The following is a 23505-nucleotide window of genomic DNA, read 5'->3' as shown; positions in this document are numbered from 1 at the left end:
TCTAGAGGCCTAGGACACCGCCCTTTCACGGCGGTAACAGGGGTTCGAATCCCCTTGGGGACGCCACTTACTATTTATAGTAGGGTAGTGTTATTAAAAGCTCGCCTGAAACGAGTCTAAAAATTCAGTTGTCCTAGTGACACAGAAAATGTTTCTGAGAAGATAATGCCATTCGCCTCACAGGCTCGGTCTCATCTTACACAGAAATAGCAAATCAATGATTTGCAAACCAATTTCTGCGTCCCCATCGTCTAGAGGCCTAGGACACCGCCCTTTCACGGCGGTAACAGGGGTTCGAATCCCCTTGGGGACGCCACTTACTATTTAATAGTCAGTGCAGTGTTATTAAGAAAGCTCGCCTGAAACGAGTCTAAAAATTCAGTTGTCCTAGTGACACATTTATGTGTCCCCATCGTCTAGAGGCCTAGGACACCGCCCTTTCACGGCGGTAACAGGGGTTCGAATCCCCTTGGGGACGCCACTTACTTATTTTAAGTATTGTATAAAGCAGTGTGATACCAGACGTTCTATTCATGACGTTATCAAGAACAATTATATCTTGTAAATGCCGCTTAATTTATTTAATAAGCTAGTGCAGTGTTATAAGAATAAAACTACAAATTTATACCCTCATTTCACACTTCATTTTTATATCTATCTATTTACACTTCGTTACAAAACCAATCTTACAATTGTTTCATATTCCTTGTTGTACTTTTAATTAGTCTTTAAACTCATTGAGTTAATTTAAATATGGACTAAAAAATGAAACTCACAAAAATCGCACTTGCTGTTTTACTTGCATCAGGGTTAGCTGCATGTAATAGCTCAACTCAAGCTGTTGATAAAAATATTATTACAGAAGCATCAATCCCAGGCGTTACACTTATTGAATCAGTGAAATCAAACGCAGGTGAAATCAACATACCGTATAAAAAATATAAACTAGATAACGGTTTAACTGTAATTGTGCATGAGGATCATTCAGATCCCTTAGTACACGTTGATGTAACATACCACGTTGGTTCTGCTCGCGAAGAGTTGGGTAAGTCAGGCTTTGCTCACTTTTTTGAGCATATGATGTTTCAAGGCTCAGAAAACGTTGCTGATGAGGAACATTTTAAAATAATATCTGAAGCAGGTGGTACTTTAAATGGTACTACTAACTCAGATAGAACAAATTATTTTGAAACCGTACCTGTAAATCAATTAGAAAAAATATTGTGGCTAGAAGCTGATCGAATGGGCTTTTTACTCGATGCTGTAACCCAAGAAAAATTTGAAGTACAACGCGAAACAGTAAAAAATGAGCGCGGCCAACGCGTTGATAATCGCCCTTATGGTCGTTTAGGTGAGCGTGTTGCTCAAGCAATGTATCCAGATGGGCATCCGTATTCTTGGCCTGTAATTGGTTTTATGGATGACCTTAACCGTGTAAATGTGAATGACTTAAAAGCATTCTTTTTAAAGTGGTATGGCCCTAATAATGCAACGCTTACCATTGGTGGCGACATCAACGCTAATGAAATACTACCACTGGTTACTAAATACTTTGCGCCAATTCCAAAAGGCCCTGCAATACCTAAAGTAGAAAAAACAGCGGTAACACTAAATGCTGATAGATATATTTCAATGGAAGATAAGGTTCACTTACCTTTATTAAGTATGAGTTTTCCAACGACTTACGCTCGCTCTGAAGATGAAGCACCACTGGATATACTTGCAGAAATATTAGGTGGGGGGAACAATTCATTACTATACAAAAACCTAGTTAAAAACCAGCTTGCAGTTCAAGCAAGTGCAAACCATCCATGCCAAGAGTTAGCATGCTCAATTAGTCTTTATGCTTTACCTAACCCTACAGCAGGAAAAACGTTAGCTGATATGGAAAAAATTATTCGTGATTCATTTGTTGAATTTGAAGAGCGTGGTGTTACACAAGATGATTTAGATAAAGTAAAAGCTAAAATAGAATCGGGTGCAATTTTTGGTCTGCAAAGCGTATCAGGAAAAGTCTCTCAACTTGCCGCGTCAGAAACGTTTACAGGTAACCCAAACTCAGCTAAAGATGAGATTGCACGTTATAACAAAGTTACAAAAGCTGATGTTATGCGTGTTTTTAATCAATATATCAAAGGTAAATCTGCCGTTATTATGAGTGTTGTGCCAGAAGGGCTGACTCAACTTATAGCTGCCCCAGACAACTTTACTCCTAAAGCGCATGATTTTGGAGGGCCATCGACCACTTCAGCTGATGATTTAGTGGCACGAAGAGCAGTTGATACATTTGATCGAAGTGTTCATCCAGAGGCCGGTGCAAATCCTGCTGTGGATGTTCCTGCACTTTGGCAAGCTAATACTGCAAACGGTATTAAAATATTAGGTACTCAAAGCACCGAAACGCCAACGACTGCTATTTTTATTAAAGTTCCGGGTGGCTTGTATAATGAACAAGTGAGTAAAGTGGGTTTATCGTCAATGACTGCATCGCTAATGAGTGAGGCTACGCAAAACTACACCACAGAGCAAATGAGTAACGCGCTTGAAAAGTTGGGTAGTCAAGTAAGCATATACGCTGATAAAACACATACAAATGTATATGTTTCTAGCTTAACTAAAAATCTAGATGCAACATTAAAGCTTGTAGAAGAAAAGTTATTTAAACCGGCATTTAATGCAGATGACTTTGAGCGTAATAAAAAGCAAAGCATTCAAAACATCCAACATTCAATGAAAGATGCAGGTTATTTAGCCTCTAATACGTATAGCAAATTACTATACGGAAATAACATAGCTTCACTACCAAGTAGCGGTACTGTTGAAAGTATAGAAGCCATTACGCTCGATGATGTTAAAGCTTTTTATAATGCAAACTTTAAACCGCAGGGTGCCCAAGTTATTATTGTTTCTGATTTAAAAGAATCAACAATTGAACCTAAAATTAAAGCTGCCCTTACAAACTGGCAGGGCAAAGCTTCAAGCGTTGATTTAAATTTTGCTGAGCCAAAAGTACAAACAAATGTAATTTATTTAGTTGATAAGCCTGGCGCACCGCAATCAGAAATTCGTATTGGTAAGCGTGGCATGGTTGAAGATATTACCGGTGAGTTTTTTAAAGCTAACTTAATGAACTTTGCATTGGGTGGCACGTTTAACAGCCGTATCAATCTAAATTTACGCGAAGATAAAGGCTACACTTATGGTGCTCGCTCTCATTTTTGGGGTGATAAAACATCAGGTGGCTTTACAGCCTCTGCAGCGGTGAGAGCAGATTCTACTGCTGCGTCTATTACAGAGTTTACCAACGAGCTTAATAACTACGCTCAAAATGGTGTAACAGACCAAGAGCTTATGTTTATGCGCAAAGCTATTAACCAAAAAGATGCGCTTAAATACGAAACACCTAATGCAAAACTTGGCTTTTTAGCACAAATATTAGAGTTTGATTTAAAACCTAGCTTTGTAAAAGAAAGAAATGAAATTGTTAGTAATATTAGCAAAGAAGAAGTTAACGCCTTAGCTAAAAAACATTTAAACACTAAAGAGATGGTTTATTTAGTTGTTGGTGATGCCAAAACCTTGCGGCCTGAGCTTGAAAAGTTAGGCATGCAGGTGATTGATTATAGTTTATAACTGTTAAAATTAATCGATTAAAAACAAAAAAGCCGCTACAAGCGGCTTTTTTGTTCTATTCAGTGCCAATAAAGCTGTTAATAGCTATTATAAGTATAAACGTCCAACTCATTAGGAGGTTATATATGGCAAGTGGATGGGCACGAGAAGGTGCAGTTCAAGATCAAATAGACGCAAGTGTTAACGATGCTGTTCAGTACGCTCGCAGTAATTTGGCTTCAGGCTCAAGTGCTGAGTTGTGCGAAGAATGTGATGCTGCGATCCCTCAAGCGCGTAGATTGGCGTTACCCGGTGTTCGTTATTGTGTTGCATGCCAGCAAGCAATTGAAGGCAAGAGCGCAACAGTGGGGGCTTTTAATCGCCGAGGCAGTAAAGACAGTCAATTGCGCTAAAAAAAGGTGCTAAAAGCACCTTTTTAATTTAAACCTACTTGCTTTAATACAAATTTAAAAACGACTCATATCTTCTTTTTTCTGAATAAGCTCAATTGCATAGCCATCAGGGTCTTTTACAAAAGCAATTTCAGTAGTACCACCTTTTACCGGGCCAGGTTCACGACTAACATTGCCACCGGCAGCTTTAATATCAGCACATGTTTTGTAAATATCATCAAATTCAATGGCTATATGGCCATAAGCATTGCCTAAGTCGTAACTGTCTTGATCCCAGTTATAGGTTAGCTCTAATACCGTATTGTCCTTTTCGTCTCCGTAACCAACAAAGGCTAAGGTATAACGATATTCTTCGTTATCTGCACGGCGTAACTCTTTCATCCCAAGTACTTTGGTATAAAATTCGATTGATTTTTCTAAATCAGCAACACGTAACATAGTGTGTAATAAACGCATTTAAGCACCCTTGGATTGTCTTTAAATTTAAAAAATACTGTTACAACATGACGAAGACTGCGCAAAATAGCGCTTATTATAAAAGTAAGCTGAAACTCATTTTTATAATATATCGCATGTTTGCTTAGCAGCTACTTTGGCCATACACAGAGTAAAACACTGCAATTTGAGACTCAAAATATAATTGCGTATTCAGCGCAGGCCAGAAAATATAACAGTAGTAAGTCTTGATGCACATTCTATGGTTTTCATATAGATTTGCAATACATCTAGGTTGCACAACCTCTTAAACAACTTCACTATGGGATTTATTTAGCGTGCAGCAATCTAATTGCTCTGTTTCTACTAAGGCGCAAGCTTAGTTGAGGTATTAAAAGCAATAAAAACACCAGCCGAAGCGTAAAGTAGGTACAGGTACAGTCATAAATACAGCTATACTAGAGCAAGTATGTGCAGTGGGTACCGATTTAATAGGTACAACTGCTACGTAACCAAAATCACTCAGCGAACTTGTTAACTGTAATGTGCCAGTATTGCCCGGTGTTTTTAATACCGTGATATTATGGCGTTAAAATACGGCTTTGATGAGCAAAAACATTTTCCGCCATCTTTGTGTGATGGTATTGATTTTTTATCGGCTGTATTTTTTGCTCTGTTAGTTTTTGCCGTAACAGGCGTTGCTAAAAAGGGTGAGTAGAGTAACAAAACTGGCGAGCAATTACAGATGCTTGTATAAAAGCTTTAAAACAGTAAGGAACCTATAATGAATTATTTAGCTACAACTATTCAACCCGGCGTTATAGTTGGCGATGAAGTAAGTGCGGTATATAAGCATGCCCGAACAAATCAATATGCATTACCTGCAGTTAACGTTGTTAGTACCTCGTCTATAAATGCAACTCTTGAAGCCGCGCAAACAATGAAGTCACCGGTTATCATTCAACTTTCAAATGGTGGAGCGCAGTTTTTTTGTGGTAAGGGCTTGTCGCTATCTGAACACCAAGGGGCTGTACTTGGCGCGGTTAGTGCTGCTAAGTATGTTCATTCTGTTGCTAAGCATTATGGTGTAGCGGTTATGCTACATACCGATCATGCTTCAAAAAAATTATTACCGTGGATTGATGGTTTATTAGATGAAGGCGAGCAGCATTTTGCACTTACTGGCAAGCCGCTTTTTAGTTCGCACATGATCGATCTTTCAGAAGAATCTTTAGAAGAAAATATTGAAATATGTGAACGTTACTTAGCGCGCATGGCAAAAATAGGCATGACCCTAGAAATTGAACTAGGATGTACCGGTGGTGAAGAAGACGGGGTGGATAACTCACATCTCGATAGCTCTGCGCTTTATACCCAGCCAGAAGATGTAGCTTACGCTTACGAGCGCTTAAGTCGTATTAGTCCAAACTTTATTATAGCGGCGTCATTTGGCAATGTTCATGGGGTATATAAACCGGGTAATGTTGTGCTTACTCCTACTATATTAAAAGACTCACAGGCCTATGTAGCAAAACAATTTGGCTTAGAGCATAACGCAATCAATTTTGTGTTTCATGGCGGTAGTGGCTCTGAGTACGATAAAATTGCAGAGTCGTTAACATACGGCGTAGTAAAAATGAATATCGATACAGATACGCAGTGGGCGTGTTGGAACGGTATTTTAAACTATTACCAAGACAAACAAGCGTATTTACAAGGGCAAATTGGTAACCCAGAAGGGGACGACAAGCCTAATAAAAAATATTATGATCCTCGCGTATGGCTTCGTCATACAGAGCAGCATATGGCCGCAAGACTAGAGCAATGTTTTAACGATTTAAATTGTGTAAATCGGTACAGCTCATAAAAATAGCTTGTTAGTAAGCTAAGGTAGGTTACTCGGTATGTTAGGCTCAACAGATCTGTTGAGCCTTTTAATACTAATAACACCGTTTTCTATGGCTAAGCTATTTATTCGTTAAATAAAATACAGCTAAACATTAAAATAGTAATTCAAAAATTAACTCAATAACGCTTTATACAGCAGCAATGCCTAGCGACACTGCTGCCAGTAAAAAGACTATAACCAAAAGGTGCCTTACTTCTTAACTTTGCCCTTAAGAACATAGATCTCGCCATCGAAGCTTCCCTGAATCGTCAATCCTTGTCCCGCCAGCTCTTTCAGATATTCTATATGATCTTCAGTTATATGCTGCCCCGGAACCAACAGTGGGATACCCGGTGGATATGGCGTGACTAAACCGGCACAAATGCGGTTGTTGCTTTTGCTGATAGGCACAGATTCGCGCTCGCCATAAAACGCATCACTTGGGATACATGCTAGGTCTATGGCAGGTAAATTCTCCGGCAAGCGTGAGCGACGCGTTGATGTTGATAGTTTTACCTTACCGCTGTCGAGTTTTTTTAATGCATTGTACAGACGAATGATCTTCGAACGCGTACCTCCAAGTGTCAGTAAAACCAAGATAGTGCTGTGAGTGTATTTTTCTATTTCTAGCCCAATTTCATCCAGCAGGAATTTATGAATATCTTTTAACGAATAAGGCAATTGACTAATATCGATGAGAATTTTTAGTGGATCATGGCCCATATTGTCTCCGCTAAAATGCGGAAATATTTCCATAAAGTCTTGCTTACCAAGCACTTTAATATGGTTAAGCGAGGCCATTTGTTGTTTAAATTCTTCCACATGTTTTAACAAGGCATTGAGCAGCTTATAGCCTTCCATTTCTAACTGCTTTTGGCACACGTCAAGCGACGCTATAAGTTGATACTTCGGCGATGTGCTGGCGTATATGCTGTAAATTTCTCGAAAGAAATCGGCATCAAAATCTGGATCGTTAATATGAATATAAGACGCCTGAGAAAACGCCGATACCACTTTATGTGCAGAATGGGTGATATAGTCGGCCCCAGCATGAATGGCAGAATAATAGCGTAAGCTGGGATGAAAAAGGGAGTAAGCAAACCACGCTTCGTCGATAAACACTTTAATACCATGTTGATGGGCAAAAGCTACCACTTGTTTCAGATCGCTAAGTAGGCCATCGTAAGTGCAACCAGTGAGAACCAGCAATTTTGCATCGGTATTTTGCTCGATCGCCTGCTTTATATCGGCCAACGAAGGTGGCGCAAAAATCCCATATTTAGGATTTAAAATACTCGATAAATAAATGGGAAAACTAGCTGATTGCAATATGCCATAGTGCACAGATTTATGACAATTTCGGTCGATGATTACTTTATCGCCCTTGCGCAGCAGTGTCTGCAAAATGATTTTATTTGAGGTAGATGAACCGTTCGTAACGAAATAGGTATGCTTAACTTCAAACGTCGCCGCTGCTGATTCTTGAGCACGGCCAATGGTATTGGTACTGTCTGACAATGAACCTAACGAATCGACTGAAACCGACAGGTCGCCAACAAATACATTACGGCCATAAAACTGATAAAAATCTTTGATATAAGGGGAGTTTCTAAAGCTAGAACCGCCGCTATGGCCAGGTGTGTGCCATGAATCGTTTGCTTCGCCAACATAACGGCGATATGCCGTCCAGAATGGGGTTTCTCCTCGATCATCGAAGTCGTTGATCATATAACCTAAAATAGCTTCTGGGTCAGAAATCACCTCATCTTTAAAAAAGAAAGACTCAATTTCCCCCGACTCGTTAACTATTTCTAACCCTTTCGTGTCGTCGCCGATTACATACACAGGCAACTCGATACGGATCCCTTTTAACTGCTCGATAAAGCGACTATATGTTCTCTCGCCCTTGTTGTGTACATCCCAACTGAGAACCACAGCTTGAATATCACCATCTTCCTCTACATATTCCAACGCTTGCTTGAGATCAAGACATTCAATTATGTCGATATGAACATCATTTCGCTCAAAGTTAGGGATCGTTTTCGACAGATTTGTTGAAAGCTCTTGCAAGATGATAGGGTCTTGCTCAATTAACAAGATACGAAGTAAAGGTAACATAGGCGTTTTCGCAATAAAATTTCATAATGTTTAGTAGCATAACTAAAGGATTGATACTTGTGAAATTAATAGTTTGAAAATGCGCCAATAATTACGCAAAATCACGAATAAATAGATTTTATTTAAATTGACTTACAAGGTATGAAAAATCAAAGGTGCCAAAGTCAGCCACCTACTTTAATAAACAAAAAGTAATACTGGAATGCCCATTAATTATTGAGTTGAAGTAGCTCATATCTGACTTACAGCTATGAGCGATAACCGGACAGTGATAAATTATGATGTATGAAGTCAAGATTTGACCCCATTGGTCTTCATTGGTCTTTGATACAGCTATGAGCGATAACCGGACAGTGATAAATTATGATGTATGAAGTCAAGATTTGACCCCATTGGTTTGACCCCATTGGTCTTTGACCCCATTGGTCTTCTATGCGTGTCTACTGCGATTACAGGCCAGCCGAAAGATAATTATGGTAGACATAAAGCATGTCTAATCACGCAAGGCTAGTTTGTGCCAGTAGCACATAGTCAGTAACGTGATGTATAAAGTTTAAGTTTGCTCAGTGTTAAATTAAGTGACGTAAGTTGGGTTGAGTATATCGAAACCCAACAAAACAATACCCAACCAATTAGCACCAATATTTAGCATTATCGTTTGTCTTAAATAAGCTCAGATCAGCTGGTCAGTAATATGGTGCCTGAAGACAATATTTGATCCCTTTGACTTTTGCTGTTGCTGATTTAAATAATGTTTTCCTAGTAAATTGAACTAAATATCGTTTCAATTATTGAGAGTATGGTAGATTGAAATACCTTATTAAGAATACTTTTTAAGCTAGGGAAATGAATTTACCTACATTAGATTGAGAGTGAAAAATGCGTTTAAATAAAATTTATATTTCAGGCTTTAAGAGTATTTCAAATGAATCACCGCAAACGTTGATGTTGGATTCTTCGTTGACTACTCTCATTGGTCATAATGGCACAGGTAAAAGCACTGCATTAGAGGCTTTAAATAAATTATTTTCTACTGATTCTAACCTTAGAGGGCTATCTAAAAATGATTTTAATGTCCCCTCTGTTGAACAAGCTGACACTTCTAAACATTTGGTGATTGAGGCTTGGTTTGATTTTCCTAAGCTCAATAAAGATAATGCAGAAATACCTTATTTATTAAATCAAATGGTGGCTACTGATGATTCTGGAAGCCTATTATTTAGAGTTAGACTTGAAGGTTCACTAACTTTTGATTACAACCCTACAGGTGAAGTTGAAGAAGATATCTGGACAGTTAGCAGTACAAAAAAAATACTTAATGACGAAGATAAAAATCGCTTATCTGGAGCAATTAGAAGTGCGATACAAGTTAATTATATCCCTGCCAACAGAGATCCTTTAATTCAATTGAAATATTCTTCAAAAGCAATTCTTGGGCGTTTATTAAAAGCGATACGTTGGACAGACGTTGAAAAAGAAAGCTTTGAAAAAAAAGCTTCTGATTTAAATACCGTTGCTAAAAAATCACCTGCTTTGAAGCAACTCTCAGAAGCAATTGATACAAGTTGGAAGTCGATATATAAGGGGCGGTATTTAAAAGATGCAGATTTGAATTTCCCTCTTAGCAATATTGATGAAGTGCTTAAGTTATTACAATTACATTTTAATTCTGATGAATCTGGAAATAAAATGGATACATCACTTTTAAGTGATGGTCAAAAATCACTTGCATATTTTGCACTAACCAAAGCCTTATTCGACATAGATAAATCAATTCAATCAGCTTCAATATCTGGTAAAGAAACTCATTTTGATGCGGAAAAAATGAAATTACCTATTTTCAGTTTAATATCTCTTGAAGAACCTGAGAATCATCTATCACCTCATTATTTAGGGCGCATTATAAAGTTAATTTTAGAATACACAGAAGATGGTAATTGTCAGGCAATAATATCAACACATTCGGCTTCAATAGTTGGTCGTATTGAACCATCACAGATAAGACATTTTAGTTTAAATTCGGAAACTAAAAGCACTGCAATAACTAAGTTAGAATTACCGAAGAAAGAAGATGAAAAATCAAAGTACATTAGTGAAGCTATAAAAGCATATCCAGAAATTTACTTTGCAAAATTAGTTATTTTAGGGGAAGGGGATAGTGAGCAAGTCGTTTTACCTAAAATACTTGAAGCTTTTTCAACAGAAATTGATACTCATTCGATTTCAATAGTTCCCCTAGGTGGAAGACATGTAAATCACTTTTGGCGTTTGTTAGAGTCTATAAATATTCCATATATTACATTGTTGGATTTAGATTTAGACCGGAATGGCGGTGGATTTGGGCGATTAAATTATGCGATAAAACAATTATATACCCATAAAAATGTGACTTACTTCCATGAAAAAATTTTGCCACTTTTACCTGAATGGAATGATGCATCTCATCCTAAAGATTTTAGTATTAACTATACGGACGTTGGGCTAATAAATATTATGGATGAGTTAGAAAAAAATAATGTGTTTTTTTCGAGTCCATTAGATATTGATTATTCGATGATAATGTCATTCCCAGATATATTTTGTTCTAAGGATGAAGTGCATGGTGAAAGAGGACCGAAAGGGGAAGCTGAAAATGAAAGTGCGGTAGATAAAGCTTCAAGAGAAAAATCCTTAATCAATGCTGTTCTTAAAGAAAGCAATGAAGGAGCTACCCATTACTCTGATGACTATCTAAATAATTTTTTGTGGTATAAATATAGATTTTTAGGTACTAAGAGTAAACCTGCTTCACATGTTCGCCTATTTTCAAAATTGGAAGACACGTATACCCCTGAAAAAATAAAAGAAATGTTACCGAAAGAATTAAAAAGACTTGCGTTGAAAACGCAAAAAATTCTTGAGGGTACTATCGAATGATTGTAGATAACTGGCTTCCAACTGAGGGTATTGAAGCAACACAGCAGTTGATGAATATTATTAAATTCGATGAATGCTCTTTGTCTATTTTAGCTGGTGCAGGATCAGGAAAAACAGAATTGTTAGCTCAAAAATCTAACTACCTTTTGGAGACTAATAAATGTAATTGGCCTAAACGCATATTATGTTTATCTTTTAAAACTGAGGCACAGGTAAATATTGGGAAAAGGGTAAAAAAGCGTTGTGGATCAAAAGCTGAGCGTTTCGATTCATTCACATTCCATGCCTTTAGTAAAAGTATTGTTGATCGGTTCAAGAATGTTTTGCCCGAAAATGAAAGACCTTCTGAACGTTATGATATAGTTATGAAAAATTATCAGTCCAATGGTAAAAATAAAATTTGGATTGGATCTTTAATAAAAATGGCTTTAAGAATCGTAACGCTTAATGCTGATGTTAAATCTCTTTTTAATTTATCCTACCCTTATGTTTTCATAGATGAATTTCAAGATACCAGTTACGAGCAGTACAATTTAATACGCTGTTTGTTCATGGGTACTGATACCAAATTACTTTGTGTAGGTGATTTAAATCAAAGCATTATGCTATTTGCAAATGCTAATCCAACAGTTTTTGATGAATTTCAAAATGATTTTTGTCATGCCAATATAAAGAGAATGTTGCTAACAAAAAATTATAGGGCAACTGAAGAAATTCAAGGCGTACTTAACAAGTTTTTAGAGTATGTAGAAGATGAAAATAATGTTCTTCAGCCTTTAACTAAGCCTTTATCTAACTGCAAAATTAAATATTTCCCTGATGAATTCAAAGAGTCCTCTTTTCTTGTGGAATATATTGCATCGCTAGTTGAGTCGGGAGTTAAAGAAGAGGAAATATGTGTTTTAACAAAGCAGCATTCTTCCAAGTATACGGCTGTATTGAGATCTGGACTCTCTAATAAAAGCATTAGAAATCTAGATATGACAGATTTACAAGACACTTTGAAAGAACCACTAGGTAGACTGTTCACTTTTATACTTAAAATATACACGTTGAAAGATGCTCAAAATTGGAGTGAATTTTGTGAGTTTTGTTTATCGCTGAATAATATAAGTAATGATGAAGAGGTTGAGTTCATTAATAAGCTAAGTCATCATGTTCACATCAATCAAAAATCATTTATTGGTACAGATCCAGCTAATTCTTTACTGAACCTAATTAAAGCAACATTTGAGTTTATTGGAATAAGCAAAATAAAAGCAAGATGGACGCAGTACAAATCATTAGAGTATTTTGAGTTAATATGGAAGCATCTTGAGTTGCATTTAAGAGACACTATTAATGTTACTTCCACCTTAGAAGAAGCATCATTAATGTTTAATGCAGAAAATTCAGTTCAATTAATGAATGTTCATAAGTGTAAAGGACTTGAATATCAATGTGTTATATTTATGGGGATGGAAGATGAAGCATTTTGGAATCACACTGATAACAACTTTGAAAGTAAATGTTTGATGTTTGTAGCTCTTTCCAGAGCTAAAGAAAGTATTTTAGTTACATTAGCTGGCGACAGAGAGCATAGAGGAAATCAAGATCGGTACTCAAATTTCAATAAAGTGGATCTGTTGTTTCAAACTCTTACTGGAAAATGTGGATTTAATTATGAAATTTACAGTTAACAAAGAGTGAGATATGTTAGCAAGAGGTAAGTTGCGAGTTCGTCTTGTTGCCTCTTATAGCAACAATACTTACGTGCCTCCAAAATGAGGGCGTTCAGAATTCTGTGTCAGCCTAAATTGCTAAATATCTAGCACACCATCTAACCTACCTTCGAAGTGGATGGCCAATTGCGACAATGTCAGATTCCAGTTATGGATTGGCATTGTCCATTTCTTTGAAGCATTTAATATGCCTGCATACAATAGTTTCATCAAGCTGTTTTCATTAGGGAATCCTCCCTTAGTCTTGGTGAGTCGCCTAAACTGTCGATGTACAGCTTCAATCGCATTCGTGGTATAAATAGCTTTACGCACATAATCTGGATACTTGAAATAAACCGACAGATTGCCCCATTTACGACGCCAAGACGCGATAACAATAGGGTATAACTTGCCCCATTTGTCATCTAATTCGTCAAGAGCGGCTTCTGCTGCATCCTTAGTGGCAGCCTTGTAAACGGGTTTCAAGTCAGTCATAAACTCTTTTTGGTGCTTTGAAGCAACGTACTTCATCGAATTACGAATTTGATGAATGACGCACTCCTGCACTTCGGCGTCGGGGTAGATTGTTGCTATTGCTTCAAGCGAATGGGGTCCAAGCGAATGGGGTCGGTCCAAGCGAATGGGGTCAAATCTTGACTTCACACATTAAGAATCTTCAATGTCCATTCATGGCACTTTCCAGCCATCCGACAATATAAAATGCTGATAATAATAATTGGCAAGATATTTTACTGTGTCGGATGGCGCTTCGCTTATCCGACCTACATCCGGTACTTTTTTAGGTAATCGATAATACATAACGCTAATGTTAACTGGCACTGCCTTTTTTCGTTGGGTTTCGCTGCGCTCAAACCAACCTCAATCAACGTCAAAAGGTAGGTTGGTTAAGCCGAAGGCGCCACCCAACAAAGTTTCAGATTCACGCCTTGAAGGCCCGTTAATGGTACATATGGGACTGTCAGATTTGATCGAGCCCTATTAGTTGGATTTGACAGATCAAGTAAAACTTATTCATCTAAGCAATCCAAAAAATTAGACAAAAGTGCTCCTCTCTGTAAATAAATCAAGCAGTTATTTAGCTGCTTTTTATTCTTCGGTCTTTTCTTTAAACTCACATAAATCTTCGATGATACAACTGCCACACTTAGGTTTGCGCGCCACACAGGTATAACGCCCGTGCAGTATTAGCCAGTGGTGTACATCGACCTTAAATTCTTTAGGCACTACTTTTTCAAGCTTTTGCTCAACGGCTACAACATCTTTACCCATGGCGAGTTTAGTACGGTTAGAAACACGAAATATATGCGTGTCTACTGCGATTACAGGCCAGCCAAACGCGGTGTTGAGTACTACGTTTGCGGTTTTTCGGCCAACGCCAGGTAAGGCTTCTAGTGCTTCTCGGTTTTCGGGAACTATGCTGTTGTGTTCATCCACCAAAATTTGGCACATTTTGTAAACGTTTGCCGCTTTAGAATTAAATAAGCCGATGGTTTTTATATAATCTCGCAGTGTATCGTGCCCTAAATCTAAAATGGCTTGTGGTGTGTTAGCCACAGGGAATAACTTTCGAGTGGCTTTATTAACGCCTACATCGGTTGCTTGCGCTGAGAGCGTTACAGCGACAAGTAACTCAAACGGGCTTGAGTATTCAAGCTCGGTTTCTGGGTGCGGGTTATCGTCGCGTAAGCGAGTAAGAATTTGGTGGCGTTTTTCTTTATTCATATTACTTAAGCGCACACCTTATTAATGTGCGCTTTTCCTATTAAGTTAAGCTAGTAACACGAGCACGAGGGCCTTTTTCAGCCTCTGGCGGTGCAATTTGCTTTGATTTTATTTGTGCGTCAATTACATTTTTAGCGGCAATAAGTAGCCCAAGACCTAAAAAGGCACCCGGTGGTAAAATTGCGAGTAAAAATTGATTATCAAAGCTAAATACTTCAATGCGTAAGCTTTGTGCCCAAGGGCCAAGTAACAAGTCGGCGGCATCAAATAAAGTGCCTTGCCCAATTAGCTCGCGCATTGCGCCTAAAACAACAAGCACAATCATAAAGCCCAAACCCATCATTAGCCCATCAAACGCCGATAAGTGAACTGGGTTTTTAGACGCGTATGCTTCAGCGCGACCAATAATGGCGCAGTTAGTAACAATTAACGGAATAAAAATACCTAACGACTGATAAAGCCCATAGGTATAAGCGTTCATTAATAGCTGCACTATAGTTACAAAGCCGGCAATAATCATGACAAATACCGGTATACGAATATCTTTAGGTACCCAGTTTCGCACTATTGATACACTAATGTTAGAACCCACTAAAACAAGTAGTGTAGCCAGCCCTAAGCCAAGTGCGTTAGTAATGGTAGACGTAACAGCAAGCAGTGGGCAAAGGCCTAATAGCTGTACTAGGGCAGGGTTGTTGACCCACATACCGTCTTTATATAGTGTTTTTAATTCACTCATTTAGTTACCTCTACACATTGGGCATTAGGTGCTGCAAAAATAGCATCAAATTCACTTTGAGCAAATAATACGGCATTTTTTACCGAGCCAACCACAGCGCGAGGTGTAATAGTTGCACCGGTAAATTGATCAAACTGGCCACCGTCTTTTTTAACCGCCCAACGTGCATCGCTACTGCTTTGTACAGTTAACGTTTTAAAGCTAGTGATCCACGGTGATTTTTTAACTTCTACTTTATCGCCTAGGCCTGGAGTTTCTTCGTGCTTAGTGGTACGCACACCGGCAATACTACCATCACTTAAAACCGCGGTTAGTAAGTTAATATCACCACTGTAACCACTTGGCGTTACGTGCCTTACAATAAGGGCTACAGGTTCATTATTTTTACGGGCACGGTAAACTATTTGATTAGCGTAAGGGCCTAGTCGTTCATCTGAAATAATAACGCAATCTGTTGTTAGTTCGTTGTCGTAAGTACTAGGGTCGAGCACTTCTTGTAATTGTGAAGTAAGGTGCAATAGCTCTTGCTCTGCTATTTTATCGGCGGTAAGCATATTAATAGAGGCAACCAGCCCTGTAGTCACTAATGCAAAAGCAGTTAAAATAGCGCCGTTTTTAGCCATAGAGGATAGTATCATTTTGCTGCTCCGTGGCCATAAGTACGCGGCTGTGTGTAGTAGTCAATTAAGGGAACAGCAATATTGAGCAGTAATACACTAAAAGCAACAGCATCAGGGAAGCCACCAAAGGTGCGAATTAAATACACTAATAAGCCAATAGCTGCGCCATAAATTAAGCGCCCTTTATTGGTGGTGGCAGCCGACACCGGATCGGTAGCAATAAAAAATGCAGCCATCATAGTGGCACCACTTAATAGATGAAATATTATACCAGGCTCTGTACCGGGCGCTGCTATATAACCTATGCCACTGCACAGTGCTAAGCTTGCAATAAAACTTACTGGGATATGCCAGTTAATTATTTTTTCTTTTAAAAGGTATAAACCACCGGCTAAAAAGCCTAAGTTAACCCACACCCATCCATGTCCAGCCCACTCATTAAATATCGGCTTTTGCATGCTTTCGGTTACGGTTAAACCATGGGCAATATCTGTTTTAATAGTGTCCAGTGGGGTTGCCATAGTAATGCCATCTATACCTGCACGTACTTGATCTAAACTAAAACCGGTGGCAGTAAAGTCGGTAAAAACAACCCTAAGCTGCTCGGTAAAACCAATCGGAGTATTTAATAACTCGGTAATTGGCATCCACGCGGTCATTTGTACCGGAAACGAAATTAATAATAATACATAAGCGGCCATAGCAGGGTTAAATAAATTAAACCCTAAACCACCATAGAGCTGCTTAACTATAACGATGGCAAATAAACAGCCAATAATAACTATCCACCAAGGGGCTAATGGCGGAATGCTCAATGCAAGTAGTACTGCGCTAAGCCACGCGCTGCCATCACTTAACGCGGGCCAAACGGGGCGTTTGCGAAGTAGCATTACTGCAGCTTCAAATACACTTACAGCAATCAGCGCTAATATGAGCTGAATAAGCACACCTGTACCAAAAAAGATGATCTGAGCAATTAGCCCAGGAATACACGCAGCAATAACGCAAAGCATTAATCGGGTTAACGATTTATGGCTATGGCTGTGAGGCGAACTGGCCATGGTTAATTTCACGACTGATCATTTCCTTCTTTTTGAGACTTTTTGGCTTTTGCTCGAGCAATAGCAGCAGCTACTGCGGCTTTTTTCTTGTCATCGTTCGCTTTAGGCTCGTCGGCTTTAGTACTAGATGCGGCGTCGTTATTCTCAACAGCGCTCGTTACTTGCGCATCATCAGTTGTACTTTCAGCATCGGCTAATGCTTTTGCGGCCTTTTTCGCTTTGGCGCGAGCAATGGCTGCGGCTACAGCGGCTTTTTTGTCATCAACGGGTGCATCGTTTTGTGGTGTATCGTCTGTTGTATTGTCAGCGTCTGCTAATGCTTTCGCTGCCTTTTTCGCTTTGGCGCGAGCAATGGCTGCGGCTACAGCAGCTTTTTTGTCATCAACGGGTGCATCGTTTTGCGGTGCATCGTCTGTTGTACTTTCAGCATCGGCTAATGCTTTCGCGGCCTTTTTCGCTTTGGCGCGAGCAATGGCAGCGGCTACAGCAGCTTTTTTGTCATCAACGGGGGCCTCGTTTTGCAGCGCATCATCAGTTGTACTTTCAGCGTCTGCTAATTGCGCGGCCTTTTTAGCTTTAGCGCGAGCAATGGCTGCGGCTACAGCAGCTTTTTTGTCATCAACGGGGGCCTCGTTTTGCGGTGCATCGTCAGTTGTACTTTCAGCAGTTGTACTTTCAGCGTCTGCTAATTGCGCGGCCTTTTTAGCTTTAGCGCGAGCTATGGCAGCGGCTACAGCAGCTTTTTTGTCATCAACGGGGGCCTCGTTTTGCAGCGCATCGTCAGTTGTACTTTCAGCGTTTGCTAGTTGTGCGGCCTTTTTAGCTTTAGCGCGAGCTATGGCTGCGGCTACAGCTGATTTTTTATCATCAGGGCTTGCTGGCTCATCACTTTGTGCTTTTTGCTCTTTATATTGTCGAGCTTGTTCTTTACGCAATGCGCGTTCTTTTGCTACTTCGCTATTATCAGGTTCAAGTGCATCGCCTTGTTGCTTTTTAGCTTTAGCACGGGCAATAGCAGCGGCTACGGCTGATTTTTCATCGCTATTAGCTGATTTACTTTTAACTCTTGCTAAAGCATCGGCTACTTTTTGTTTTTCGTCTGGTGTTTTAACTGCAGGCTTACGTTTATGGCGATTTTGCCGCTCAGCTTGTTCGCGATCAAGGCGCTCTTTTCGCGCATCAAAACGCTCTTTAGCACGATCTGCTTTAATTTTTTCTGCCTGCTGCTCTTTTATTTCTACCTTGGCTACCCGGTAGTACTGCACTAGCGGTATTTCACTTGGGCAAACGTAGGCACACGCGCCGCATTCTATGCAGTCAAACAAATTGTGTTCTTGTAGTTTGTCGTATTCTTTTGACTTAGCAAACCATTGTAATTGCTGAGGTAATAAAGAAGCAGGGCAAGCATCCGCACAGGCACTACAGCGTATACAGGCTTTTTCTGGGCCGGGCTCTGCAAGCTCTTTATGATCGGGCGCGAGTATACAGTTAGTGGTTTTTACCACGCCAATACGAATTGTTGGTAGGGTAAAGCCCATCATTGGGCCGCCCATAATTACTTGTTGCTGTGGTACAGGCGAAAAACCTTGGCAATCGAGCAAGTGCTTTATTTCGCTGCCTAATAAAGCCCATACATTTCCGGGTTTATGAATAGTATTACCCGTTACTGTGACTACGCGCTCAATTAAGGGTTTACCTTCATAAACAGCTTGTTGTATAGCAAATAAAGTACCGGTGTTATGTACCAGTATACCAACATCTGCCGGAATGCCATTATTAGGTACTTCGCGATTAGTAAGCAGTTTAATAAGCTGTTTTTCGCCACCAGAGGGATAAATAGTGGGCACTTTTTGCACCAATATTAAGCTATTATGCTCCGCTGCTTGTATCATTGCAGCAATTGCTTCTGGCTTGTTGTCCTCTATACCCACAATGCATAACGTAGGATTGAGCAGTTGTTGCATTAGCTCAATACCTTGCACTATTTGCTTGGCATGCTCGCGCATTAGCATGTCATCAGCTGTTATATAAGGTTCGCACTCAACCGCATTAATAATTAAAAACTCGATAGGTTGCTTAGTATCGGCTTTAACATAAGTTGGAAAACCAGCGCCTCCCATACCACTAATGCCCGCTTGATGAATAATATTAATAAGTTCATCGTGGCTTAGCGTTGCTGGGTTTTTAATTGGGTTAAGCTCGCACCATAAATCTTTACCATCGGGCTCAATTATTACACTAAGTTCAGGTAGGGCCGAAGGGTGCGCCGAAGGCATTAACTTTATGTCGGCTATTGTGCCTGAGGTTGGCGCATGCATAGGCACCGACCAGTTAGCTTTAGGTATGGTTAAAGCTTGGCCTTTTAAAACGTGCTGACCTTTCTCAACAATAAGTTTACCGTTAGCGCCTATGTGTTGTTTAAGTGCAACTACGAGTTTGTCGGGTAATGGCAAGCGAGTAATACTGGCACTATTAGAGAGTGATTTTTGTTGTGGTGGGTGAACGCCGCCAGGGAATGGCCAAACGACCCCTTTTTTTATTTGTTCAAGTAACTTATCCACTCAAACCTCTAATCTATTTGTGTAACGGGAATTGCATTTAACTGCCATTTCCAGTTTTGTTTAGTTTCGGCTACAGGGAGCATATCAATGCAATCTACAGGGCAGGGCTCTACGCATAAATCGCAGCCAGTACATTCGTCAATTAATACAGTATGCATTTGTCGAGTTGCACCAACAATGGCGTCAACTGGGCATGCTTGTATACACTTGGTACAGCCAATGCATTCGTCTTCGCGAATATATGCCACAGTTTTAATTGGTTCAGCTTGCTCTCCGCCAGCTAAGGGCTTGGGATCAACGCCCATTAATTCGGCGAGCTTTTTCATAGTAGCTTCGCCGCCAGGTGGGCATTTGTTTATTTCGTCGCCATTGGCAATCGCTTCGGCGTATGGCCTACAGCCAGGGTAGCCACATTGGCCGCATTGAGTTTGCGGTAAAATGGTATCAATTTGCTCAACAATAGGGTTACTTTCTACCCGAAAGCGGATAGCGGCAAATCCTAAAATTAGGCCAAAAACTAATGCCAGTGAGCCTAGTGCTATTAATGCATAAAACAAGGTCATATTAAAACTTCACTAATCCGGTAAATCCCATAAATGCCATCGACATTAAGCCTGCGGTAATTAAGGCAATAGAGGCACCTTTAAAGGGGGTAGGAACATCGGCCGCTGCAAGGCGCTCTCGCAGGGCAGCAAACAATACAAGTACTAACGAAAAACCAACTGCGGCACCAAAGCCATAAACCGCCGACTGTAAAAAGGAGTGATCTTCTTTAATGTTAAGTAATGCAACGCCTAGCACAGCACAGTTTGTGGTTATAAGGGGTAAAAAAATACCCAGCAAGCGATATAAAGTAGGGCTTGTTTTACGTACTACCATTTCGGTAAATTGTACTACTACAGCAATCACTAAAATAAAGCTCATGGTGCGTAAATAGGTAATATCCAACGGTATTAAAATATATTGGTTAACTAAGTAGCTGGTTACAGAGGCAAGGGTAAGCACAAAAGTGGTAGCCAAAGACATACCTATAGCCGTGTCTAGTTTACTCGACACGCCCATAAACGGACACAAGCCTAAAAATTGTACTAATACAAAGTTATTAACCAGAACAGTGCCAATCAATAACAATACATATTCTGTCATGTGTGCCTCGCGCTATTAAAATCCAATGCATTATCCTTTTTTCTGCCGAGATAAACAACATGTGGAGTAGTTATCAGTCAAATAAATAAGGTAAAATAATTAACGCATAATGAAGATGTAAAATTACTGTAATTTGTTTGTAGAGTTTATTTAACGTTATGGTTTTAGTATGGGTGACAGTACTGAAAATAAAGCAAAAAAGAGCAACAAGTGCTCTTTTTATTAATTAAATAACCTGAACTTGGGTTAACTACGCCCTTATATCAAATGTCTTTAGGTTTTTCTATGTAGTAACCTTGTACACCATCTAAGCACAGGGTTTCTATAATGTGCTTTTCTTCTTGGCTTTCGACCCCTTCAGCAAAAACACTTACACCAATCCTGTGTGCTAAATCGACCATTAAGCGCATAAAATATTGATTGTTTTTATCATCTTCTAGGCCGCGGGTATAACTGGCATCCATTTTAATAAAGTCTGGTTTTAAATCGCGGAAAAACTTAAACGATGTTAAGCCAACACCAAAACGCTCAACTGTTATGCGAGCACCCACGCGATGAATCATGTCAATAAAGCGTTTACTCGCTTTAATGTTTTGTTGTAGCCCAAATTCACTTACTTCAAAAACAAGTTTTGATGCAATATGGGTATCTTTTAATAATCGGCGTTCTAACCAAATTACAAACTGGTCGTTGTGCGCACTTGAAGGCGTAACATTTAAACCAAAAAACTTTTCTGAAAGATTTCGGCTTTTTATTTTCTCAAGTGATGAGTCAATAATTAGCCTGTCGATTTCTATAGCCATATCAAGTTTTTCGGCCATGGCTAAAAATGAGGCTGTAGGTAGCATTTGATTATCTTCGGTTTTAAATCGCACCTGAATCTCAGCATACGCTTTAATATTTTTGCCCAAAGGCATAATATTTTGCATTACTAAATGCACACGTTTTGCTTCAATTACTTCATTTATAACTTTGCGCCAATTTTGATTACCAAATCCAGCACTTACATTATTAATTAAATCGCTTTCGCGCTGTACATGCCAAGCGTTAGCATGTTTTGATTGAGCCATACTCATGGCGTTATCTACTACCGAAAGTAACTCACCAAGTGGTTTTGCTTTTTCGTAACCCACAATACCAGTATTAGCTACTGAGCTGAGCTCTTGGGTTTGTTGATACTGAGTAAAGCGAGATTGTAAGTTTTCACCAAACCGTTCGGCTTCTTTTAGCGGTATATTAGGTAATACAGCTACAAAATCAGAACTATTAAGTCTAAATACTTGGCTGCCAGTGTAGGTGCCACTAATGTGCTTAATAATATCAGCCACACCTTTAATGTATTCATCACCTTTTTGATAACCGCGGGTTTGGTTAATAGATTGCAGTTCACTACACCTAATTAAAGCGAGTGTACCAAAAGTGCTTTTTTCGCTGTTTTCTATATTTTTTTCATAATACTCAACAAACATATTCCGATTGCCTAAATCGGTTACACCATCTTTATAGGCTTGGTGTTTTATTGTGAGTGCTGCGTTTTGCAGATCTTCATTTTTACTTTTCAAAAAGTGCGATAAACGATTAAAGCTAGGAACTAAGCTCTTTCCTTGGCTTTTGAGCCTGCTTGTATCAAGGCTGACTTCTAGGTCATGATCTAACTGGTTTTGATTTATATAAACATCAATAACATCAGCCACGTCCATACTAATTCTTTTATTTACTCTATGAGAAAGGGTCTTCATTAACGCCATAGGAATAAGGACTAAAAAAGTACTAACAAGCACAATAATAAAAAACGCGCTTTGTAATAAGTGTGCAAAACGTTGCACATTAAGTGTAAATTCTACTTTTATATCAGTATTACTACCGCTTACAAACTGGGGACGTACCGAGTTAAAATTTGTTTGTACAAATTCGGCAATAAAAGGCAGTGCAGGGGAATGCGTTACTTTAAATACTTCAGCTCCTTGATTGTCTCTGAGGATGAAGTTTGCAAAAGTATCGTTATTAGTAATAGCGCGTTTAAAATTGTTTGTTGATATATCAGATAAAGTTAAACCATCTATATAATTTTGGACTGTAGCTTGTGCATTTTTTTGAGCTTCGTTAACTGTGTAATTAAAGCTAATAGCTATAAAATAACTACCAACGGCAACACATGCTAACCAAGAGAGTATTTGTATTAATATGAGTTTTTTAAAGCCTGCCATTTTTTCAATCTTTTAATTGTCAGAAAGGGAAGGAATCAAATCCTTGATTTATAAACTAATCGTAACACGAAAATTGAGTGAATATACTTTAGTTATTAATCAGAAAGGGTAGTAGATATTGAGAGGAATGTCTATGGAATTATTAGCAATTGGCTCCCCCTCCCCGACTCGAACGGGGGACCTGCGGATTAACAGTCCGTCGCTCTAACCAACTGAGCTAAGGGGGAACTAAAGTAGTGCTATTTTATGATTTGGCTCCCCCTCCCCGACTCGAACGGGGGACCTGCGGATTAACAGTCCGTCGCTCTAACCAACTGAGCTAAGGGGGAACTACTATCATAAACAT

Annotated in this window: 16 protein-coding genes, 4 tRNA genes and 1 pseudogene; 8 read left to right on the top strand and 13 right to left on the bottom strand. The window is 39.2% G+C overall.

Annotation, left to right across the window (positions count from 1 at the left end; translation table 11 throughout):
• The first annotated feature begins 240 nt into the window (after positions 1-240).
• The 4 genes from I6F41_RS16680 to I6F41_RS16665 all read left to right on the top strand — a co-directional run bounded on the left by I6F41_RS16680 (position 241) and on the right by I6F41_RS16665 (position 4025).
• Positions 241-316 (top strand) — tRNA-Glu (locus I6F41_RS16680).
• An 89-nt stretch (positions 317-405) separates the two neighbouring features.
• Positions 406-481 (top strand) — tRNA-Glu (locus I6F41_RS16675).
• A gap of 284 nt (positions 482-765) precedes the next feature.
• On the top strand, positions 766-3633 hold the full coding sequence (locus I6F41_RS16670) for a M16 family metallopeptidase (protein ID WP_197108794.1): 2868 nt from the start codon (positions 766-768) through the stop codon (positions 3631-3633).
• A gap of 125 nt (positions 3634-3758) precedes the next feature.
• Positions 3759-4025 carry a DksA/TraR family C4-type zinc finger protein gene (locus tag I6F41_RS16665; protein WP_089367986.1) on the top strand — a complete coding sequence of 89 codons (267 nt, stop codon included), beginning with the start codon at positions 3759-3761 and terminating at the stop codon, positions 4023-4025.
• A gap of 54 nt (positions 4026-4079) precedes the next feature.
• Here the strand turns inward: I6F41_RS16665 and gloA are convergent, their stop codons facing one another.
• The gene (gloA, locus tag I6F41_RS16660) at positions 4080-4481 is read right to left on the bottom strand and encodes a lactoylglutathione lyase (RefSeq protein WP_011327777.1); all 402 of its coding nucleotides are present in this window, start codon (positions 4479-4481) and stop codon (positions 4080-4082) included.
• Positions 4482-5043: 562 nt separating this feature from the next.
• Between gloA and I6F41_RS18110 the strand changes: the two genes are divergently transcribed.
• Together I6F41_RS18110 and fbaA are read left to right on the top strand one after the other, a co-directional pair.
• Positions 5044-5178 (top strand): hypothetical protein, encoded by a 135-nt coding sequence (locus I6F41_RS18110; RefSeq protein ID WP_011327778.1) that lies wholly within the window; start codon positions 5044-5046, stop codon positions 5176-5178.
• Between the two features lie 66 nt (positions 5179-5244).
• Complete coding sequence (gene fbaA / locus I6F41_RS16655) at positions 5245-6327, top strand: class II fructose-bisphosphate aldolase (RefSeq protein WP_197108793.1); 1083 nt, start codon at positions 5245-5247, stop codon at positions 6325-6327.
• Between the two features lie 231 nt (positions 6328-6558).
• On the opposite strand, the gene I6F41_RS16650 is transcribed toward fbaA, so the two are convergent.
• Positions 6559-8466, bottom strand: coding sequence for an aminotransferase class V-fold PLP-dependent enzyme (locus I6F41_RS16650; RefSeq protein ID WP_179806768.1), 1908 nt, complete (start codon positions 8464-8466; stop codon positions 6559-6561).
• An 879-nt stretch (positions 8467-9345) separates the two neighbouring features.
• On the opposite strand from I6F41_RS16650, the gene I6F41_RS16645 reads away from it, so the two are divergent.
• Together I6F41_RS16645 and I6F41_RS16640 are read left to right on the top strand one after the other, a co-directional pair.
• Positions 9346-11382, top strand: a complete 2037-nt coding sequence (locus tag I6F41_RS16645) for an ATP-dependent nuclease (protein ID WP_197108792.1) — start codon at positions 9346-9348, stop codon at positions 11380-11382.
• On the top strand, positions 11379-13061 hold the full coding sequence (locus I6F41_RS16640; protein WP_197108790.1) for a UvrD-helicase domain-containing protein: 1683 nt from the start codon (positions 11379-11381) through the stop codon (positions 13059-13061). Before I6F41_RS16645 ends, I6F41_RS16640 begins: the two co-directional genes overlap by 4 nt.
• A 120-nt stretch (positions 13062-13181) precedes the next feature.
• Here the strand turns inward: I6F41_RS16640 and I6F41_RS16635 are convergent.
• The 11 genes and pseudogenes from I6F41_RS16635 to I6F41_RS16585 form a co-directional block, all read right to left on the bottom strand.
• Positions 13182-13682, bottom strand: a pseudogene (locus tag I6F41_RS16635) (IS256 family transposase); the annotation flags it as partial.
• A 507-nt stretch (positions 13683-14189) separates the two neighbouring features.
• On the bottom strand, positions 14190-14825 hold the full coding sequence (gene nth, locus I6F41_RS16630; RefSeq protein WP_041454385.1) for an endonuclease III: 636 nt from the start codon (positions 14823-14825) through the stop codon (positions 14190-14192).
• Between the two features lie 40 nt (positions 14826-14865).
• The gene (locus tag I6F41_RS16625) at positions 14866-15564 is read right to left on the bottom strand and encodes an electron transport complex subunit E (RefSeq protein ID WP_182683227.1); all 699 of its coding nucleotides are present in this window, start codon (positions 15562-15564) and stop codon (positions 14866-14868) included.
• Entirely contained in the window at positions 15561-16202 is a 642-nt protein-coding gene (gene rsxG, locus I6F41_RS16620) for an electron transport complex subunit RsxG (RefSeq protein WP_011327787.1), read from the bottom strand. The genes I6F41_RS16625 and rsxG overlap by 4 nt, the downstream gene beginning before the upstream one ends.
• Complete coding sequence (gene rsxD, locus I6F41_RS16615) at positions 16199-17257, bottom strand: electron transport complex subunit RsxD (RefSeq protein ID WP_041454387.1); 1059 nt, start codon at positions 17255-17257, stop codon at positions 16199-16201. The genes rsxG and rsxD overlap by 4 nt, the downstream gene beginning before the upstream one ends.
• Positions 17254-19806 (bottom strand): electron transport complex subunit RsxC, encoded by a 2553-nt coding sequence (gene rsxC / locus I6F41_RS16610; RefSeq protein WP_197108788.1) that lies wholly within the window; start codon positions 19804-19806, stop codon positions 17254-17256. Before rsxC ends, rsxD begins: the two co-directional genes overlap by 4 nt.
• Before the next feature lie 8 nt (positions 19807-19814).
• Complete coding sequence (gene rsxB, locus I6F41_RS16605; RefSeq protein ID WP_011327790.1) at positions 19815-20369, bottom strand: electron transport complex subunit RsxB; 555 nt, start codon at positions 20367-20369, stop codon at positions 19815-19817.
• A gap of 1 nt (position 20370) precedes the next feature.
• Positions 20371-20952 (bottom strand): electron transport complex subunit RsxA, encoded by a 582-nt coding sequence (gene rsxA / locus I6F41_RS16600; RefSeq protein ID WP_011327791.1) that lies wholly within the window; start codon positions 20950-20952, stop codon positions 20371-20373.
• Positions 20953-21215: 263 nt separating this feature from the next.
• On the bottom strand, positions 21216-23159 hold the full coding sequence (locus tag I6F41_RS16595) for an EAL domain-containing protein (protein WP_011327792.1): 1944 nt from the start codon (positions 23157-23159) through the stop codon (positions 21216-21218).
• A 150-nt stretch (positions 23160-23309) separates the two neighbouring features.
• Positions 23310-23386, bottom strand: a tRNA-Asn gene (locus I6F41_RS16590).
• A 25-nt stretch (positions 23387-23411) separates the two neighbouring features.
• Positions 23412-23488: transfer RNA gene (locus tag I6F41_RS16585), tRNA-Asn, on the bottom strand.
• Positions 23489-23505: the final 17 nt, after the last annotated feature.

Source organism: Pseudoalteromonas sp. SCQQ13 (assembly GCF_015864415.1).
Taxonomy (GTDB): domain Bacteria; phylum Pseudomonadota; class Gammaproteobacteria; order Enterobacterales; family Alteromonadaceae; genus Pseudoalteromonas; species Pseudoalteromonas nigrifaciens.
Note: the sequence above shows the minus strand (reverse complement) of the source record. Positions and strands in the feature narration are given on the sequence as shown.

Excerpts from the sequence above, each read along its gene's own strand:
- rsxA (WP_011327791.1), bottom strand. The coding sequence starts at position 20,952 with ATGACAGAATATGTATTGTTATTGATTGGCACTGTTCTGGTTAATAAC.
- nth (WP_041454385.1), bottom strand. The coding sequence starts at position 14,825 with ATGAATAAAGAAAAACGCCACCAAATTCTTACTCGCTTACGCGACGAT.
- I6F41_RS16595 (WP_011327792.1), bottom strand. The coding sequence starts at position 23,159 with ATGGCAGGCTTTAAAAAACTCATATTAATACAAATACTCTCTTGGTTA.
- I6F41_RS16650 (WP_179806768.1), bottom strand. The coding sequence starts at position 8,466 with ATGTTACCTTTACTTCGTATCTTGTTAATTGAGCAAGACCCTATCATC.
- gloA (WP_011327777.1), bottom strand. The coding sequence starts at position 4,481 with ATGCGTTTATTACACACTATGTTACGTGTTGCTGATTTAGAAAAATCA.
- I6F41_RS16625 (WP_182683227.1), bottom strand. The coding sequence starts at position 15,564 with ATGAGTGAATTAAAAACACTATATAAAGACGGTATGTGGGTCAACAAC.
- rsxG (WP_011327787.1), bottom strand. The coding sequence starts at position 16,202 with ATGATACTATCCTCTATGGCTAAAAACGGCGCTATTTTAACTGCTTTT.
- I6F41_RS16640 (WP_197108790.1), top strand. The coding sequence starts at position 11,379 with ATGATTGTAGATAACTGGCTTCCAACTGAGGGTATTGAAGCAACACAG.
- I6F41_RS16645 (WP_197108792.1), top strand. The coding sequence starts at position 9,346 with ATGCGTTTAAATAAAATTTATATTTCAGGCTTTAAGAGTATTTCAAAT.
- I6F41_RS18110 (WP_011327778.1), top strand. The coding sequence starts at position 5,044 with ATGGCGTTAAAATACGGCTTTGATGAGCAAAAACATTTTCCGCCATCT.
- I6F41_RS16670 (WP_197108794.1), top strand. The coding sequence starts at position 766 with ATGAAACTCACAAAAATCGCACTTGCTGTTTTACTTGCATCAGGGTTA.
- fbaA (WP_197108793.1), top strand. The coding sequence starts at position 5,245 with ATGAATTATTTAGCTACAACTATTCAACCCGGCGTTATAGTTGGCGAT.
- rsxB (WP_011327790.1), bottom strand. The coding sequence starts at position 20,369 with ATGACCTTGTTTTATGCATTAATAGCACTAGGCTCACTGGCATTAGTT.
- I6F41_RS16665 (WP_089367986.1), top strand. The coding sequence starts at position 3,759 with ATGGCAAGTGGATGGGCACGAGAAGGTGCAGTTCAAGATCAAATAGAC.